Consider the following 18,892-nt stretch of genomic DNA (forward strand, 5'->3'; position numbering starts at 1 on the left):
ATGTCTCACTACGTTCGACATGACGTAGGTTTTTAGGAGTATATTCATCAGTCATAAATAATTCATCACCTCATGAATAATAGGCAAGGCCAGCTTCCTACCTCCACGCTCATTACCAAGGGCAGCACGATTATCTATAGTATCTTCTTTAGCCATCTCGTCTGCGATTTTCTTAGCCAACTCGGCTAGCTCAACTATGTCATGCAAGCCGCCCAGTTTATAGAAGTTATTCACTCCAGGGGCAAAGACTGGGAAGGTTTTGCTTAATTCTTCAAGCTCGTTGAGCTCAATTTTGGTAACCTTGGAAATACCCTCCAGCCACATAACCGCTAGGGCAGCATTAGGCAAGGCAAGGATTGTATCGCCCATCAAACCAAAGGCAATGAAACCACCACCAATTGCCTGATTATAAACCAGTGAAATCAAGCGGTTTCCCTGTTTGCGCAGGCATTCCAGGCATTCTAGTAAATGACCAAAGTATTGCTGCATACCAAGCCATTCATCGCGCATTGCCAATTGCTGGCCTGCTACATCAGCCATTAGTAAGACTGGCGCCGTTGACTTGCTTTCAATGATTTCAATGACTTTTTCGGCTAATAAAAGGGCTTGTTCAACCCCTAAAAAGGTTGCTTCTTTTACACCGAGAATATGAATAGGTTTGCCTGCAATCGTTGCCTGAGCAAAAACCACTGAGTTCTCTTCAGACAGTTGAACCTCTTCATCGCAAAGCTGCTTTAGAATGTCCTGCAAAGCAATCATGATTTCGCCCCCTTTTCTCTGTTAATCAGAGCTGCTGCCTTGAGAAAATCGTCTTCACTCATATCAAATAGAGTCTGGGCATATTCGGGGAAGGCTTTAGATAAATAGCCGCCCTCATCCTGAAATCCCGCTGTAGTTTCCAAGCGTTGTTTTAATAAGTGATGCTTTTCTTTCAGTGCTGGCAAATCAATCGACCTATTCTTCTCTAAGGCCTCAACAAGCGCCTTGCGGATAGAGCTAACACCAGAGCCGACATAATGTTGGGCAATGGCTTGTAAATAACGGGTTTTGCCCCCATAAACCCGCCAAACCAGCGCCCTATTCTGTGCATCAAAACTTTCAATGCCTTTCACTGCTTGGATAACATCTGCGCCTGAAACGCCAATACGGCCAATTTCGTTAATGATTAGATAGTCCAAACAGGCTGAAATAATTCCCATTCCACCATAGCAACCATTTTTGCCACAGATAAGGCCAATCGTCATCACGCCTTGGTTCCTGGCTTCAAAGATTGCCCTGACTGTTTCGGAAATCGCTATCTCGCCGGCATTAGCCTCATGCAAACGAACACCACCACTATCGATTAATAGAATAACGGCTGCAACCTTGGCTTTAGCAGCTGCCTTAAATAGGCCAGTTAATTTAGCACCATGAATTTCACCGACTGCACCACCCATAAAATCTTTTTGCTGGGCAGCGATCAGAATGTTTTTCCCGCTAAGAAGAGCCGAGCCAATTACGATACCATCATCAGCTTCCCCAGGAAGATCAAAGATAGCTAAATGCGGACTATAATGTTTTTCATTGGCGAGCCATTCAGAGAATGAACCCTCATCACAAAGTGCTTGAATTCTGCTTCGTGCGTCCAATTCAAGGTAGTTATCTAGCTCGCGATGATAACCTTGAAAGGCCTCAAAGGCCTGCCGCAAGCGTAGTGAAACAACTGGTGGTGTCGCGCCATTGTCATTGAGCGTAAAGCGCAGACCAACAGGTTTGTACTCTTTAACAAAATCGTTAATCACCAATTCCCAGATTTTCTGATAGTGTTCAACCGAGGTCTGTACAGAAAATTGAGTCTGTTCAGCATTGATTTCTTCAATAATCACTTCCAGATTACCCGAACCAACAACCCCACAGACCGTTCTTTTCCCGCGATGGCGCTCACCAGAAATATTGAAACTGAATGTCATTTTTTCCATTTTCAGCCCTACCAATTTCTAAATTTCGCAGGTGGTTCATATAACCCCTGCGAACAATCGACAAGTTCACGAACTGATTTTGCTGCCAGCAAATCCCGTGTCGCATCGGACATTTTTATACCCAGATCTTCTGGTCGCATAATCACTTTTCGAGCCCTTAATTCATCAACCTTTGCTTTGTCTCTGTTGATACCAACCTCTGTATATCCAGCCACACCTCGGATCGCCTGTTCCCTCTCTGCGGGATTGCGGCACATTAACAGATTAGCAATGCCCTCCTCGGTCACCACGTGGCTTACATCGTCACCGTAAATCATAATAGGGGGTAAATCGGCAGCCATTGATTTTTGCAAGACCCAGGCATCCAGTTTTTCAACGAAGGTTGGTTTGGCAGGTCCCTGGAAGGTTTCAACCATTTGAATCACCAGCTTCCGACCTCGCGGCATCTTCGCCGAACGGGCTTCAGCTAGTTCTTGCCCGGCTTTTAGCCAAGCGTAGGACGAGTGACGGCGCCCCGGGGCATCACAACCCATATTGGGTGCGCCGCCAAATCCGGCAATGCGTCCATCAACTGCTGTTGAACTGTTCCCTTCAGTATCCATCTGCAAGGTCGCACCAATAAAGACATCGCAGGCATAATGCCCTGCAAGCTGGCCTAACATACGGTTAGAACGCAAACTGCCATCCTTGCCAGTAAAAAAGATATCTGGGCGCGCAGCGGCGTAGCGATTCATACCTACTTCACCACCAAAGGGATGAATTGATTTTACAAATCCGGCTTCAATCGCAGGAATTAAGGTAGGCAAGGGATTCACAATCCAATGTTGACAAATTTTACCCTTCAACCCCAAAGATTCAGCATAGGTGGGAAGGAGCAATTCGATGGCACAGGTATTGAAACCAACGCCGTGGTTTAAAATATTTACCTCATAAGGGGCATAAATTCCTTTAATGACCATCATGGCCATCAGAATTTTGATTTCATTGATTTGTGCAGGGTCGCGGGTAAATAAGGGTTCGATATAAGCTGTTTCTGGGCCTTTAACGATAATATCAACCCAGCCAGCCGGAATATCGATGCGCGGTAAACTATCGATTACCTCGTTAACCTGGACAATGACCACGCCATTTTTAAAATTGCAGGCCTCAATAAGCGCCGGTGTTTCTTCGGTATTGGCGCCGGTATATAAATTACCTTCCTTATCTGCTTTATCAGCCATGAGCAGGCAGACATTCGGCGTTAAATCAGCGAACAAGCGGCCAAACAACTCATTATAGGTGTGGATATTACCAATATGGATTTTATTGTTTTTTACCATATTGGCCAGACGCACCGATTGAGGACCTGAATAGGCAAAATCAACCTTGGCGGCTATCCCCTTTTCAAAAATATCCAAATGCTCAGGTAAGGCTATGGCTGATTGAATCATATGCAGATTGTTAACAACCTTAGGATCCAATCGAGTCATTTCCTGAGCCAGATAGCTCGCTTGTTTTTGATTATCCCCTTCAATACAAACCCTATCGCCGCTATTGATCACGAGTGAAAGTACGGTGACTAGATCAGAAGCATCGACAAATTTATTGTTTTGTATATAGGGTTGTATCTTAGCTAAGCGCTGCAAATAGTTTTTTTTATTAGAATCCCACATACCAGAATCCTTTACTTAGGTCTCACTCGAAATCCCGCGGCTTTACCGCGGGGTCCAGAAATTTCTCAGAGCTATATCCCGCGGCTTGGCCGCGGGATTTCGAGATATCCAACAATGTCTTAGACAGTCACAATAATTTTGCCAATTTGCTCATTGGACTCCATGTATCGATGAGCCTCAACGATGTTATCCAGAGTAAAACTTCGAGCAATTTTTGGCTTAAAGGCGCCACTTTGTAGGTGATCGGCGATATATTTTTCGAGTTTGGGGCGAAGTTCTTGATTCGAAGTAATTTCAAATAGGGTATAGCCTCGTATCGTCAATCCCTTGCCTAAGGCAGCAAACAGCGGATAGGGCATTGAGGTTTCACCTGATAAATTGCCATAAACAAAGATTATCCCCCCTTGGGAAGCGGCTTCAGCAAGCGCTTCTATACCTTTACCGGCAACAGGATCAAAAATAATTCTTGCACCTTTTCCACCAGTAATTTCCTTGACACGGCTAGGTAAGTCTTCATCGTTGGTGACAATAACATGATCAGCCCCAAGCTCTAAGAGTTCAGCCTTTTTAGCTTTGGTTCTTGTGGTAGCGATACTGATTGCACCCTGTGCTTTCGCAATTTCAATAGCAGCGATACCTACGCTTGAGCTGGCTGCCGTAATTAACACATAATCGCCCTGAGCAATCTTGCCATAGTGCACTAAGGCACCATAAGCCGTCATATATTGCATCCAGATAGCAGTGCCTTCCGCGAAAGAGAGTTTTTCTGGATAAGCAGCCAGTGCATAAGCCGGCACTATCGCAGCCTCACCATAAACCCCATATTTCCCCAAATCAAAACAGGGAACTGTGCTGAATTTTTTTCCTATCAATTGCTTGTCAACATCAGGCCCCACTGCATCGATAACCCCAGAGGCTTCATAGCCAATTTTAGAAGGGAATTGAGGCTGTATTAAATACTGTCCTAGGCGAAACATACATTCTGCACGGTTCAAACCGATAGCATGTACCCGCAGTCGAACCTCGCCCTTACCTGGTTCTGATAAGGGTAGTTTTTCTAGCCTGAGTACATCTGGGCCACCAACCTCATGAAAGCGAACAACTTTGGCTGTTTCATTTGACATAATACATCCTTATATATTGATATGGTTTTTAAATTACTTACGTACTATCAACCCATTTTGTACTGATTTAACCCCAGGAACCTTGCTAGCAATATAACCTGCAGTATCACTTTGACGGATCGTCTTAACATAACCGCTTAAAACTACGACGCCTTTCTGAGTCTCAACATGAATAGGCACTGCAGAAAGTTCAGGGTTGTTCATGAAGGCATTGTGTACTGAAGCGCTAAGATTTTGATCGGCATGTCCGGGACTAAAAATTTCGCTAGGACTGCTAAGAGTTTGGCAACCTGCCAAGAGAGCTAAACAAAGACCGGCTACAGCAGTTAGACAATTTTTTCTCATCGTTTTTCCTTAGTTAACGTCAGTTACAAATTTTGTTTTGTCACCTTAGCATGAGTTGCAGTTAATTTCTAATTTAGCTTTGCATGGGACAAAGCTAATGGCTCGATTCTTTATGCTGGAGGAGTGTTTACAACTATAAATAATCAGCTTTCTAATTATTTTGCTGCTATTTCTAGCAATTAAGGGGAGAAGGAAAACCTCAGGTTCGAAGACGATATATCCTCTCTCCCCTTGGGGAGAGAGTTAGAGATGCGGCATAAATTTACTCAAGTCGACACCATTGGGTGATCTATTACGATCACTCAAACACTTTTTTCAAATAGATACGGTCATGGCCAAGAAGAAATTTTTCAAGTCTAGCGATAACCACAAAACCTTTTTTTAGATAAAAATCGAGCGCCTGAAAATCAAAGGTATCAACAAAGATATTGTTTATGTTCTTTGCTCTTGCCTGCTTAAAAAGCTCTTCGATCACTCGCGACCCCAAGGATTTTCGTCGATATTGTTCTGCAAACCATAGGATATCAATATACATAGCATCACTATGCTGCCAAACTGTGGCGCCGCCAATAATTTCCTTTTGCTCATTGCGAACAAAAATACTGAAATGGTTAGCCCTTTCGTGTAGATGACTTACATTAAAACTAACAATCCCCTCTCGCAACACAGCATTGTTCGCTGGACTCGGATTGTTATCAACCTCTAATTCCCAAGACCCCATATCCAACTCCTAAGGTTTCTCCATTCCTTCATTAAGCAAGGCTTCCAAATGCTCAATTTTCCTGAGTAGCTCTAAAGCTAAGCCAGCCCCAGCTAAATTGACGCCTAAATCGTGGTTTAAACGTAAAACTGTGCGAATCCGTCTTAGCGCTTCGCTATCAAAACGCAGTTGCTGCCTGTCATCCTCTTGTACAGAAATAATACCCTCATCAATAATCTCTATGATTGTATCTTTAGAGACACCAAAGGAAGTGGTCACCTCAGTTAATGAGAGGTAAAACCACTGTTCACATTCCAGCGCCTCAGATTTATTTTTATACTCAGACATTATTAACCCCCAGTCTCTCCCGTGGATTGAAATTAGCGGCCTTGGCTAATTGTTCATAGAGCGCATCGATTTGTGGATTCTCTATTTGCGGAATCACAATTTCTAAGGTGACATACTGATCGCCTGGTGTATGAGCAGGCAGGCCTCTTCCCTTTAAACGCAGCTGCTTACCATTCTGCGACAGTTTAGGAATCTTCAGGCTGACTGGTCCAGCCAGAGTTGGAACTTGGATAGTTGCACCAAGCGCGGCTTCCCAGGGACTAATGGGAACCCGCAGGTAAATATCGTTTTTCTTTAAAGTAAATAAGGAATGAGGATTGATGATAATTTCAATGTATAAATCACCGGCCTGATGAGCCCCACCTTTGATTCCCTGGCCTTTTAAACGAATTTGCTGTTTATCAGCGATACCCTTAGGAATTTTGACCCTGACTGCGCGATTGTGATAGTCCATGCGTCCAGTCTTCTCGTCAACAACTGGTGTTTGTAGCTGTAGGGTTTTCTCAGCACCGGAGAAGCTGTCTTCCAGATCAATAGCTAAGCTGGCATGAATATCCCGGCCCTGCTCATAAAAGGAGCTTTGTTGCTGGCCATAGCGCTCGCGAAAAATGCTATTGAGAAAATCTTCAAAATCAGCCGATTGGCCTTCATCAAAATTTTGATACTGATATTTCTGCTCGGAGTGAGGATTATGGCGAGCCTGCTCTTGTTCTTTCCAATATTGGCCGTATTGATCGTACTTAGCACGCTTTTCAGGATCATGGAGCACTTCATAGGCTTCACCTAATTCCTTGAATTTAGCCTCGGCATTTTCTTCTTTGCTAACATCAGGATGATATTTCCGAGCGAGCTTGCGATAACTACGCTTAATCTCTTCCTGGCTCGCCCCACGCTCAAGCCCCATGATTTTGTAATAGTCTTTATAATCCATGGTTTAGCTATACCCAAAATTACTTTGGTCTATATTGTGGGCTTATAGAAAATTTGTCAATTTGCCTTTCCGTTAGTTTAGGGTATTGGAAGAGGATGGTGGAGTACTGCTCCGGCCATTATTAGGCTGTATGGGCGGCGGGCTTAAGTGTGGGGCACTGCCAGGTAGCGGCGGTGTAGTCCTTGAACTATTTCCGTATTGCTGGCCTAGGCGTTGCACGTTTCCTGCGTGATCAAACTCTTCTCTTGGTTTGGGGCGCTCTTTGTAAACAGGAGGCTCTGCACTCTCCCCATAACTACTTCCTCCCGTCCTTCTACTGAAAAACGAAACCACGTTACTGAGGAGACCACCAGCTGTAGCACCGAGTAAGCCCCCAGCAACTGCACCAATAATGGCACCCACGCCTGGAATTGGAATAAGAAGTTGTCCAACTAGCGCACCAGCTCCCGCACCAAGAGCCGCTCCACCTAAAAGAGCTCCTAATTTAAGAAAGAAATTCCCTATACCATTTCCTTTTAAATTAGAAGGAGAATAACTACCCATAGCTGTACATAATCCAGCACCGAGAATCCCGCCAAAAATAGCACCACCAATAGTTCCAAATACCGGAACAACACTACCGATTGCTGCGCCAGCCACTACACCAGTGCCTATAGAAAGTACATAGTCAACTAGGCCTGCAAATAAGTCTCTCATAATAAATCCCTCGTTATCATTTCTAACTATAGCTTATAAAATTGAGATTAAGGTTTTATTAATAGATTTACAATTCAGGAAAAAGAACTTTGTACGGGACAAAAACTAGAAAACCTCTAGCTCATTGCGAATCCCCGCGGCTTGACCGCGGGGTCTATGGTGCTTGTGCTGCAATCAGATCCCGCGGTCAAGCCGCGGGAATTCGAGTTTCTACGGGGATTATCCATTTTTTGTCCCGTACAAAGGAAAAGAATTTGTGTGAAACAAAGAAATTATAATTCGAATTCCGGCAATCTGGGGCGAAGGGAGGAGGTGCCCAAAGGGGCGACTGGTTCGAAGTTCCTTCCTGATATTTGCCTCAAAGAAGCTGAGTTGCTCGCCAAGATTATGTATTACCCCCTGAACGGATAGATCCGTTCAGGGGTAATACAAACAATACTAATGCACTCCCGGCGGTCTTTTGAGTTTATTCAATCCATGTAGCTCAGCAATCACATCTTGAGTTTCTGACTTGAAGAAGGTACTACCAGCCTTGGTCAATGATTTCTTGAGACGCTCTCGGCCCTCTTTATGTCCCAGCTTATCATCACTAGCCTCTTTAATTCCTTTCATGAAATGCTCAAGAGCGGGCTGGTTTTTGAAACGTTTTTCAAAGCAGGACTTATCATTAAAGGTGTAATAGCTACCAGTAAAACCAAAATTCCGTTGCAATTCTACTTGTGGATTAAATTGCGCAGATATGACTTTGATCGCTTTATAATCAAATTTCATATGGGGAAGTTCCTTACCCAGATGCACTAATGCTGTCCACACATAGCGAATTTCCTCAGGATCAACCCCACGTAAAACAAGAGGATTTTTCTCAGTAGGCGGTTCGGACAGACTAGCCAGAACTAAGCTCGCCATAGCAATAGAAAACTCAACTCGAGCAGCAATTAGCTTAGGATCATTAGGGTCTGCCATCGTCGGGAATTTGCTTGCTGTAACACGCAATCCAGGAACATGCTCTGTAATGCCCTCAGGGGAACGATGTTCACCAATTTGGAAGCTTGCTGGCCGCTCTTCTATAAGGCGCCCGCTATAGGCTTTGCCCTCGTTTAAGGTATGTTCGCGCACCTTGCCCTTTTTCAGGCTATCTACAGTCCGATAAGTTGCAGGAGCTCCTGGAGTGATTAAAGCTGTTGCACCACCTACAGTAGTCGCTCTGCGTCTATCGGTCATTGTAGGCGCATAGGTTTTCTCAAAATGCTTCGATTTCTGTTCTACAGGATGATCATCATAATCACTCGCGAAGGTCATGAACTGCAGATCGGACGCATTCACCTTGGCCTGCTTTATTGTTTTTAAGATACCCTGGCGTAATAAAGGATTGGTTGCCTTAGGATCACCATGGAATTTTTTATCCAAGGGCTCATGAATCTCTAATTCTTTTTCTACTCGTTGCAGATAGCGAGTCAATAGTTCACGTCGATCTTTTATTGCTTTTTTCTGAGAACCGTTAGCTAGGGTCTTCCACTCTGCTTCTGTGGGCAAACTAGCTAATTGATCCTTAAGCTCGTGGCGAAGTGGGCGCAAATAGTCAATGATCACCGCGCATCCCAGAGCTAATTTTTCATAATATTGACCCATTTCGCTAGCATGTTTTTTAGCCGCTGATTGAAAACCAGGATTAAACCAATGTACGGGAGAAACCGAACCTAAGGTTTTTAAATCCTCGCGTACAGAACCATCTAGTTTCACTATCTTATTGAGGGTCTGATAGATCTCTGCTAACTCAGCTCTCTCTTCATCCAAAGCATCCTGATAGTCATCCTCACTCATAAAGAGAGCTTGCTTTAATTCTCGTTGCTCAAGTAAATAGGCATATCGTTTCTCTGCTGCATCAACAATCAAAAGATAAGCATCTTCAGTGACTAAGGCGTTGACTAACTTAGGCCTCAAGCCAGCCTCTATTAGCTCTTCATTCGATTCTGCTGCAATAACATCTTGCAAAAGCTCATCATCTTTGGAGATAGCAATTTCAGCCTTCAATGCAGCAACAGCCTTTCTTTGTGCCATCAGCCTCGGACTGCGCTCATCGTGAACAACCTCAGTCAGCCTATGTCGCTCCTTGGCTAAACCACGTCTATCTTCTTTGACGAAGTCATTAATCCGGTCTCGAGCTAATTCGGCAAGATCTCGGTAACTTTGTGGATTGATCAGGGACTGCACTAAGTCAGCATCCAAACCAATGGCCTCTAAACCAGCATTTGATCTGACACGACTGATAGCCTGAAGTAAGCCACGATCGCTAGTTCTTGTTACCAGCTCTCGAAGCTCTTCAAAGGCTTCTCGCTCAGCCTCTAAACGTTCAGAAGCTAGTTCAGCAAGTTCTTCATAGCTATCATCATTTAGGGCATCTAAAACATCGGGAAGACCGAGTATCGCCAGATCTTCGTTGGAGCTTGCCTTTGCAACCTCGTTTAGTTGAACGATGTCTGTGCTCTCTTTAACTCGTTTTTTCAAAGCAGTGATGGCTTCGTTTTCTAGTTCGTCTAAACGCGCTTCCGCTGCTGCCTTGATTTCCTTGTAAACATCGTCCCCTTGCAAGGCATCGATAAGTTTCTTATCCAGACCTTTATCATGTAGCTCATTATTAGAATTAATCCTCTCGAGTTTCCATAACATGGGCAGGTTATTACTAAGCTGCACCTCTTCTAGCAAAGTAACTAAGGCTTCCTGACTGAATTTGGCAAGGCGCAGCTCTGCTGCATCGACAAGTTGTTCATATGCATCTGCTTCATAAAGAGCCTTGACGTGATCATTATTTAAACCAATATTAAGTAATTCATTATTAGAGGAAACCCAAGAAATCGCGTCTAGTAATTCCCAGCTGCAAATCTTAATTTCTTTCTTGAGTGCAGTTATTGCCTTTTCTTGGGCAACCAAGGCTAGGGTTTGAGTTAGTCGCAATCGTTCTGCGTCAAGAGCTAATTTCTCCTCTCTTAAACGTGCCCGCTCTTCTTCGATCGCCCTTCTTTCTTGCGCCAATTGTACTTTTTCACTTCTAAGTACCTGAACTTCTTGGGTTAGTTCAATAATCTGTTGTTGGAATCCTTCACTACGTCCTGCTAATTCTTTTGCTTGATTTACTAAGACAAGATTTTCTTCTTGCACCCTAGTTAGGGTACTCAAAGTACTCTCTACCTCGCTTTGAGCCTCCTCGGCCGCTTTTTGCTGCTCTTGCAATTGCTCTTTGAGCTTAGCTATTGCCTCAGACCCTAAACGATTATTTGTTTGCAAGTCTTCTGTTAAACGCAGGTTTTGTTCGTTTAATACACCTAATCTGTTCTCTAAGTCCCTTGTGTTCTCTTCACTTCTTTGCAGAACTTCTGCTTGCTCTTGTAGCTTAATCGCTAACTGGTCTTGACCCTCTGTCGCTGCATCCAGCTCAACACGCAGGGCAGCTAAGGCACGGTTATGCTCTTCTTGTTCTTTTAACAGAGATTCTTCAGCTTCTTTTTTACCAGCCCTAAGTTCCTCTTCAAAATTCGCAACCCGTTGATGATGACTTTCCAAGGTTTCCTCTGCCTTCCTTTGCAGACTTAGTACTTCCTTATTGGCTTGGTCTAATAATTCATTGGTGCCTGCAACCTGGCGAATTGCTTCTTGTACTTTGCTGCGCTCTTCACCTAACTCTTCAGTGAGCCTTTGCTGGCTTGAGGTTAATTGCTCAACCTCTATGCCTAAGCTATCAACCTGCAAACCTAACTTTTCACCGGCTATTTCAAGCTCTTTGGTTTTGGTAACTAAGGCCTCGTTTTCTTTGCGTGCTTTGCCTAATTCACCCAAAGTCTCTTCAACCGCTTGCTGGGATTTCACAGCCGCGTTTCGTTGCGCGTCTAATTGCTCTTCGAGCTTGGCTCTTGCCTCAATGCCTAAGCGTTGGTTCTCTTGCAATTCTTGTGACAACTGCTCATTTCGTTCTGTCAGCGAGGTTAATTGGCGTTCTAAGACCTGGGTTTTCTCTTCACTGTTTTGTAGAGCCCTACCTTGTTCTTGAAGTGTGCTATCTAAACGTCGTTGAGTTTCGTTGGCTTCCTCGAGTAGTTTTTGCAGCTTAGCTAGGGTGCGTTGATGTTCTTCCTTCTCTTGTGCTAAGGCCTCTGATGCCTCTTTCTTACCTAAGCTAACCTTCTCCTCTAAGACTCTGACCTGTTCCTGATGGGTTGCAGTTGCTTCTTTGGCGCTAGTCTGTAAACGGTCAATCTCTTCATTTGCTGCGGCTAAGGATCGATTTGTTTCTTTAGCCTGCAATCTGGTTTCGTTAACCCTTGCTCGCTCGCTTTCTAATTCCTCGCTTAGCTTGTGCTGGGCTTCTGTTAAACGTCGCACCTGGCCATTTAAGTCATCAACCTGTAAAGCTAGATTGTCTCCTTTGGCTTCTAGTTCTTTAGCCTTTGCAGCTAAGCGCGTGTTTTCTTCCCGTGCTAACTTCAGTTGGGATAAGGTCTGCCCCGTTTCTTCACGTGCTACAGAAATTGTCTTGAGTTGTTCCTGCAATTGCTCTTCAAGCTTTTCCCTTGCCTCCGTCCCTACACGATCATTCGTTCGCAACTCTTCTGTTAAACGCACGTTTTTTTCGCTTAGTGAACTTAGACTGCTCTCTAGGTCTTTTGTTTTCACTTCACTACTTTGCAGTAGTTCCGCTTGCTCTTTAAGCCTGGTATCTAAGAGATCTTGCTTCTTGATGGTGCTATCCAAGACCTCTTCTGCTTTCCTTTGCAGGCTGGTCACTTCTTGATTTGCTGTGGCTAATAGCTCCTTCGTACCCTCGACTTGGTGCAACGCTTCTTGCACTCTTTGGCGCTCTTCACTTAACTCTTCATTTAGTCTTTGCTGACTTTCTATTAACTGTTTTACCTGAGAGCCTAAGCTATCAACTTGCAATTCCTGAGCTTTGGTTTTCGCAACTAAGGTCTCGTTTTCTTCTCGTGCTAAGTTCAGCGCGACTAAGGTTTTCTGAACTTCTTCGCGTGCCCAATTAAGCACCTCTTCTTTTTTCTGTAATTCGGTTTCGAAAAGCCCCCTGGCTTCTCTATCAAGACGTTCAGCCTCAATTAGTTTCTCAGCCAGTTCTAGTTTATCAGCCTTTAATCCAGAGACCTCTAGCTCTAGCTTCTCTGCCAAAGAATTGTTCTTTTCATTCAACTCTTCAAGTTTGAGGGTCAGAGACTGAATAGAGAGCAATTTGTTTTCAATATCACTTTCTTGCTGCTTGAGCTTTATATCCAATAATTCTGATTGGCTTTGCACTGCTTCAAGCTCTTCCTCTAATCGATTAATCTCAACCTCGTTCTTTCTCCTTTCATCATTGAAAGCACGAACAGCATTCTCCAAAGCTTCCTGTCCCTTGTCTCCTGCTAGCCTGATTTGTTGTTCGAGCCTGTCCTCTTCCTCTTTATGAATCAACTTAAGAGCAGTTATTTCTCTTTCTCGGTTCTTGGCATCAAGCCGCGCTGCAATTAACTCTTCTCGCGTCTGTTCCAATTCGCTACTTGCTTGTGAAAAAGAGCGTTGCGCGCCTTGCAGGTCTATGCGCAAAGTTTTTAGCTGGCTGCGATATTCTTCGACTTCGCTATCCAAAGCCCTAATCTTTATTTCCTGCTCTTTGATTAGCCCATGATCGCTCATTAAGGCATCAACTAAGCCATTTAGGTCATTGCTTTGCCTTGAAACTTCTTTGAACACCGCGGAGATAGCAAGCTGGGCTTGGGGTTCTAATTCTTGCTGAAGCGCTGGAGAGACTTCACGCACTAAGGCCGTATAGAATTTGCTCGCTAAGGGAAGGCGCTGCGCATGAGCAGCCAGTCTTTCGAAAAGCAGGCGTTTAAATGTTAAAGATAGGGCTTCATTCTGTAGTAATGCGCGTAGAGCTAGATGAGAATGCGGATTTTCAGCCTGTTCAACTAGCCATTCTTGGTTAACCAAGAGCGCGACAAGCCTTGCTTCCTGTTGTTTGGCTGTCGCTTCTGCAAAATGAGGGCAGATTGAATCAAGCAACTGACCGATAACAGCAAACTGTTGTCTACTATTTGTTTCTGAATTGAGAAAGTTTCTTAGCGGATTAACTGGCTGTGAATTGCTTAGCAAATAAACCAGAATATCTGCACTATCTAAGCCAGTTGACTCTTTTAGCAAGGTTATAAACTTAGCAAGATATTCCAGTTGGCCTTGCTCCAGAATATGGTTCAATAAATTTTTGCTATTTGCATCAGTTTGCCTGAAAAATTGCTGCCATTCTTCGGGTTCTAAATGAATATCCTGGCCTAATTTTATTAATTGTGAAAGCGCAGGGAAATTACCATATTCCGCGGCGATCAACGCTGGTTGACTAGCAAGAAATACCCTCGCTAGTTCTGGATTGTTTTTCAGGAAATCCCAGGGAATGAGCTCGGAGGCTGATTCATCACGTAAAAATAGCTGATAGGGTGAAAGCCCATCAGGTGGCAACTTGATTGCCAGAATTTGTTCGAAGGCTAGGGGGTTATCTGCATGTAAGCTATTGTATTTCTCAAGTATTTGCAGAAAGAATTGTTTATTGCTAAGAAGCGCTGAAAAATGCAGTGCCTGATGAATTATTGGTTCATAGCCATTACTTGCTGGCAACTGCGAAAGTATTGCAGTTAATAGCTCTGAATTATTATTGCGGATAGCAATATGTAAGCAATTGCTTGCCCATTTAATATAAGGAAGGCCATTAATACGCTCTGGGCCAGGACCATATTCAACAAGCATAAGCTTGAATATTTCTTCTTCAGAAGCGCCAGCTTTTTTTAAGGCGTCGATCAGACCTGTAAATACCTCATTTAACCCTTGCTCAGCACTATAATGCAAGAGCCCATCAGCCTTAATTAAGGCGATGAATTCAGGGTTTTCTTTGCTGATTTTTGCCAATAGCGCCAGAACAATTTCCTTCTGCCCCCTTGCAAGAGCCTGCTGCAGAAGTATACGGCTAGGCGGATCATTCTCGATAAATTTGTCGTTAAATTCATCTTCATTAAAGGCCTTATCTAAGATGGCTATGGCCTGTTCTTTTTGCAATACACTGTTTGGATAGGTACACAAAATTTCTAGACGACTACGACCATCAGTGATTTGTAATAAATCATTCGCTGAAAAGTTTGTTCCATGGAGATCTTCATTGATAAGTGCTTGCAGAATATCGCCTTGGGCAAGATTTTGTTGATAGCCTAAATCATTTAATTTTTCATAGTTTTTAATGCATTGCTGTGCCTGATGAAGCACCTCTTTTAATTGCTGTTTGTTAAGCCCTTCTCCAGATGCTACGGCATTATAAACTTGAGTTAAAACAAGATTCACTTGCCTTAGAATTTGCCCCTCAGGACTATCAATCGTTTTATCTGCTTTTTCTAAGATCTGTTGTAGATGCTGTAAACGACGATAGAGGTGTAAGGGTTCACCTTCACGCTGGTTGGCAGGAATATACATCACTGCATCTTGTTTGCGGTAAAAACTGCCATTTTGTAAATTTTCATCGTTGGCAAATTCATCCTGGCATGCAAAAAAGTCGTTAAATTTCTTGGTGTTAACAACTTTCAACCCTAAGGGAATCTGGCCATCAGCTTCCAGAATTCCTGGAACGATGTAATCAGAAACTGCCCGGCCTTTAATCAAGGCAAAATAGGCCTGGCGATTACAGATACCAAAGATCATTGAGGTCAAAGCCCAATCATCCATATAGGGTTCATTGCTATGTAGTTTGGTATCTTTGCTTGTATCGATGACACCACCCTCTGCGGCGACAAGACTACGATCTTCGCCAAGTACCTTGGGGCTAATATAGGGTAAGGTACCATTACGGGCACCATGAAGAATTTGTAAGGAGGGATTAACACCATAGGTTATCTTGGCGCCTTCAATGCGCACAAAGCGTCCATTATCGTCAAAACAGAGATTTTCCACAGAATGAACAGGCAAATCTGCACCAAATAATTCAGCAAAAATCCTGTCAGCAGCCCTGTTCTCACCCTGATAAAGGCTGGAAAAACCACCTGTCGCCCAGTCAATATAGCGCACCTGATAGCTGCCATCGGCATTTTGCTTATAAAGAAAATTTTCTGGTTTGATATCGTTATGCGAAAAACCTAAGAGCTGATTATGTTCTGCCTCTTCAACAACAGCCTGAGCCAAGCCTAGCATATTTTTAAACTCAGCCCAGGATTCAGCCTCACGTTGCAGCGGATTGTGATAGGCAATTTCCGCCTTAGTGAACTGATTCAAGGTTCTATTAGCCGTATCCGCTAGGGTTTCGCCCTTGGCCCGCTCGGTTAAAATCTGATATTGCTCAGGAGTACCATCTTTTGTATAGAGGCGGCCAGCTTTTCTAAGCTTATCTTTTTCAATCCAGTATTGTGTACCTGCTGAAGCATCAGGTTTCGCTGATTTCGCAGCCTTTGATAGGTTTTGTAAAACATCACTTTCAATGCGATAAAGTGGGTCATCACGTGAAGTTAAGGGACGGGTGCGTAAATCATTACGGCTTGCCTCGATAAAGGTCGGCTCTCCGCTAGGTACATAGCCTTTTTTGATAACCTGATTAAGGCCAGTCAGTAAGCTCTCCACCTCTTTGACTGAACCATATTGCCCAACACCTAACAGCCTGGAATGGGTGAACATGCGCCCTTTCTTTTTGCCTTCACCAGCATAAGCGCTGTCCAAACCAGCAAAGGGAGCAATAACACCGCGACTACCGCCATAAGAAAAGATGAATTCACTAGCTCCAGGCGGTTTAATCAGTGAGTAGGGAAGCTTAACGCCTTGTAAATCAACAAGAACATCTCTTGAGTCACCATTTTCAAAAAAGACTCTAACGTTTTGCTGAGCATGCGCAGAATAGCTGATTTTAAACTTCACCTCTGCCATTGTCACCGGAGCAATTGCTGCAGCAATTTGTTGGACTGCCGAGAAATAGGCTGTTTGCTCTTCTTCCATTAAGGCAGGCTCGCCCTTTTTGGTGCGTTCGATCAAGCGAACCATCTCTTGAGCCATAACCTGGATATCGTGATGGAGACGCTCATAATCGTTATGCGTTAAGCCCAGGGTCTCTACCATGTTGTGGTATTCATGCAGAAAAATACCGCTAAGCTGTTCTGCCTTGGTATGCACATCGCTATCAGCAGCAAAAACTGATTGCAGGCTTTGTAGTTTTTCCTGACGCTCAATTGAAGAAAGGCCAAGTACCTTAGCTTTGGCAACAATGGCTCTGGCCTGGTCTTCCAGTCCACGTTCATCAATATGGGCTAATTGCCGATAGGCCTGCTCTATATCTAATTCATAATCACCAGCAATCTTCAATACATCGGAATATTTGCCAGCAGCCAGTGCCTTGAATGCAGCCCTAATTGATGGGGGAATATCAAACCCTGGTATGGAGGCAACAGCCCTTAATTCTAAAATCTTGCGCAGCAATAATTCATTCGCATTATCTAGCCGCAAAGAGGCAATCTCTTTTAGCTTAACTGCTAAGCTGGCTTGCTCCAATTCTCTGCGGTAGGCTTCTTTTTGTACCAGAGGTAGATCTAAGCCTTCTAGTTGCTCAGCAATTTCGTCTAAGGAATTAGCAACCAAAGTCGTCGAATTGAGGGCTTGGCTAATCTTGGAGTCTTTCATCAATGACTGCAGCAAGGTTCGCGCACTATTACCAAAACCACCTAAACCAATAATTCCGTCTAATAAATTTTGTGCCAGATCTGGACTGGGGCTAAGGTAATAAAGATCGACAATAATTTGCCCCTGAGGGGAAATCCTCACCCTGGGGGTAGAGAATTTTTCATCTAAACAACTATTGATAAGCTCAAGAGCTCGCTCTATATGAGGAGCTGATTCTAACTTGTTAACCCTGTTACCAAGGGGGAAAAGGTTCTTTTCTTTGCGTTCCTTTAATACGGCATCGAGGGCATTGCCTAATCGGACAAACCTTGTAGATTCAGTAGCATAATTACCCGGTTCAACTTCAAATTCATGGTGAGAGCTAAAATGGCGCTTTTCTGCTAAACCTGAAAAAACCTGATCAGAAACCCTGCTTTTGGTGAACAGCTCCACATCTCGGATATTTCTTGCCCAAAATAAGTCTCGCGCCAAATTTTGCTGTGTTTTTTGTGCATATTCGCGGCGATCTTCCTGGCCAAAGCGCAGTTTATCCAAGAGGGCTTTTTTCTGTACCATAGCAGAGATTTTCTCTGCTTTGTCCCAATCAGTGCTTTGCTTGATCTGTAGTTTTTCTTCGACCTCTGCAAGTAATGAACCGATTGATTGTCCTTGGGTATTCCTATATTGGCTTAAATTATCGAGAATTGATGATTTACCAACCTTAGGTAATTTGGCATTAATGGAGCGAATAAGATCTTCATAGCGCAAATAGTCTGCTTCTTGTGAGTTAACTGCTTGAATTAATTCACATTCGCGACGTATTAGCTCATAAATTCCCATGTGCACAAGCTTATGACATTGATTGCGTGCCTGCTCATTGCCTTGTGTTTCATAAAGGTTGAGCGCTTGTTCAATCATGTCCTGAATATTTGCCAGGGATAGCGTAGCAAGCTGAGTTTCTTGCTCTGCTTGATCCAGCTTAAATAATACTTCGGTATAAAGACGAGTTTGCAAGGCCTTAATCTGCGGCGGCGCATCAGAAAGAGTATCGGATAAATGGCGAAGATTGCGGAAGTTGGCAGCGAACTTGCTAATAAACTCTTCGTCAATAACAGATGGGTTAATTAGATCAATAGCCTCACGTTCAGCTTGCAGCCTAATCGCTTCTAATTGATCATTGATTTGCGCTAATTTCTCACTCTGCTTTGTTTGGTAATGCTCAAATTGCTCTTGAACAAGAGGAATATCTGGAGGAAATTTGGGTAAAACTGTTAACTCTGCTTTTATAGTTCTTTCTTCTTCCATTAATTCATGATAAACAAATGCAATCAATGAGTTACGAATTAATCTCACTGAATCATCTGCAAAATTTATCAGGTTAATTCCATCTATAAATTTCTTGCAATAGGCCATCTATAGACTCCGAACCGTCTTATTTCCCCTCAATTTTACCCCTTAATTATTAAGGGAAAATTAATGGGGTTGAG

Annotated in this window: 10 protein-coding genes; all 10 read right to left on the reverse strand. The window is 43.6% G+C overall.

Annotated elements, in window-relative coordinates:
• Nucleotides 1-51: 51 nt before the first annotated feature.
• The 10 genes from BN1094_RS08745 to BN1094_RS08790 all read right to left on the reverse strand — a co-directional run bounded on the left by BN1094_RS08745 (nucleotide 52) and on the right by BN1094_RS08790 (nucleotide 18,818).
• The gene (locus BN1094_RS08745) at nucleotides 52-759 is read right to left on the reverse strand and encodes a biotin-independent malonate decarboxylase subunit gamma (RefSeq protein WP_043874053.1); all 708 of its coding nucleotides are present in this window, start codon (nucleotides 757-759) and stop codon (nucleotides 52-54) included.
• Nucleotides 756-1,958, reverse strand: coding sequence for a biotin-independent malonate decarboxylase subunit beta (locus BN1094_RS08750; protein WP_043874054.1), 1,203 nt, complete (start codon nucleotides 1,956-1,958; stop codon nucleotides 756-758). The genes BN1094_RS08745 and BN1094_RS08750 overlap by 4 nt, the downstream gene beginning before the upstream one ends.
• 8 nt (nucleotides 1,959-1,966) lie before the next feature.
• Nucleotides 1,967-3,610 (reverse strand): malonate decarboxylase subunit alpha, encoded by a 1,644-nt coding sequence (gene mdcA, locus BN1094_RS08755; protein ID WP_043874055.1) that lies wholly within the window; start codon nucleotides 3,608-3,610, stop codon nucleotides 1,967-1,969.
• 119 nt (nucleotides 3,611-3,729) lie between these two features.
• Nucleotides 3,730-4,734, reverse strand: a complete 1,005-nt coding sequence (locus BN1094_RS08760) for a zinc-dependent alcohol dehydrogenase family protein (RefSeq protein WP_043874056.1) — start codon at nucleotides 4,732-4,734, stop codon at nucleotides 3,730-3,732.
• 33 nt (nucleotides 4,735-4,767) lie between these two features.
• Nucleotides 4,768-5,079, reverse strand: coding sequence for a BON domain-containing protein (locus BN1094_RS08765; protein WP_043874057.1), 312 nt, complete (start codon nucleotides 5,077-5,079; stop codon nucleotides 4,768-4,770).
• A 298-nt stretch (nucleotides 5,080-5,377) separates the two neighbouring features.
• On the reverse strand, nucleotides 5,378-5,800 hold the full coding sequence (locus BN1094_RS08770) for a GNAT family N-acetyltransferase (protein ID WP_043874058.1): 423 nt from the start codon (nucleotides 5,798-5,800) through the stop codon (nucleotides 5,378-5,380).
• Nucleotides 5,801-5,809: 9 nt separating this feature from the next.
• Nucleotides 5,810-6,127: a chaperone modulator CbpM gene (locus tag BN1094_RS08775; protein ID WP_043874059.1), complete on the reverse strand. Its 318-nt coding sequence runs from the start codon at nucleotides 6,125-6,127 to the stop codon at nucleotides 5,810-5,812.
• On the reverse strand, nucleotides 6,120-7,058 hold the full coding sequence (locus BN1094_RS08780) for a DnaJ C-terminal domain-containing protein (RefSeq protein WP_043874060.1): 939 nt from the start codon (nucleotides 7,056-7,058) through the stop codon (nucleotides 6,120-6,122). Before BN1094_RS08780 ends, BN1094_RS08775 begins: the two co-directional genes overlap by 8 nt.
• A 72-nt stretch (nucleotides 7,059-7,130) precedes the next feature.
• Nucleotides 7,131-7,754, reverse strand: a complete 624-nt coding sequence (locus tag BN1094_RS18835; protein ID WP_052403211.1) for a hypothetical protein — start codon at nucleotides 7,752-7,754, stop codon at nucleotides 7,131-7,133.
• Nucleotides 7,755-8,192: 438 nt separating this feature from the next.
• Nucleotides 8,193-18,818 carry a hypothetical protein gene (locus tag BN1094_RS08790; protein ID WP_043874061.1) on the reverse strand — a complete coding sequence of 3,542 codons (10,626 nt, stop codon included), beginning with the start codon at nucleotides 18,816-18,818 and terminating at the stop codon, nucleotides 8,193-8,195.
• Between the last annotated feature and the right edge of the window lie 74 nt (nucleotides 18,819-18,892).

This window comes from Legionella massiliensis, from assembly GCF_000756815.1.
Lineage (GTDB): Bacteria > Pseudomonadota > Gammaproteobacteria > Legionellales > Legionellaceae > Tatlockia > Tatlockia massiliensis.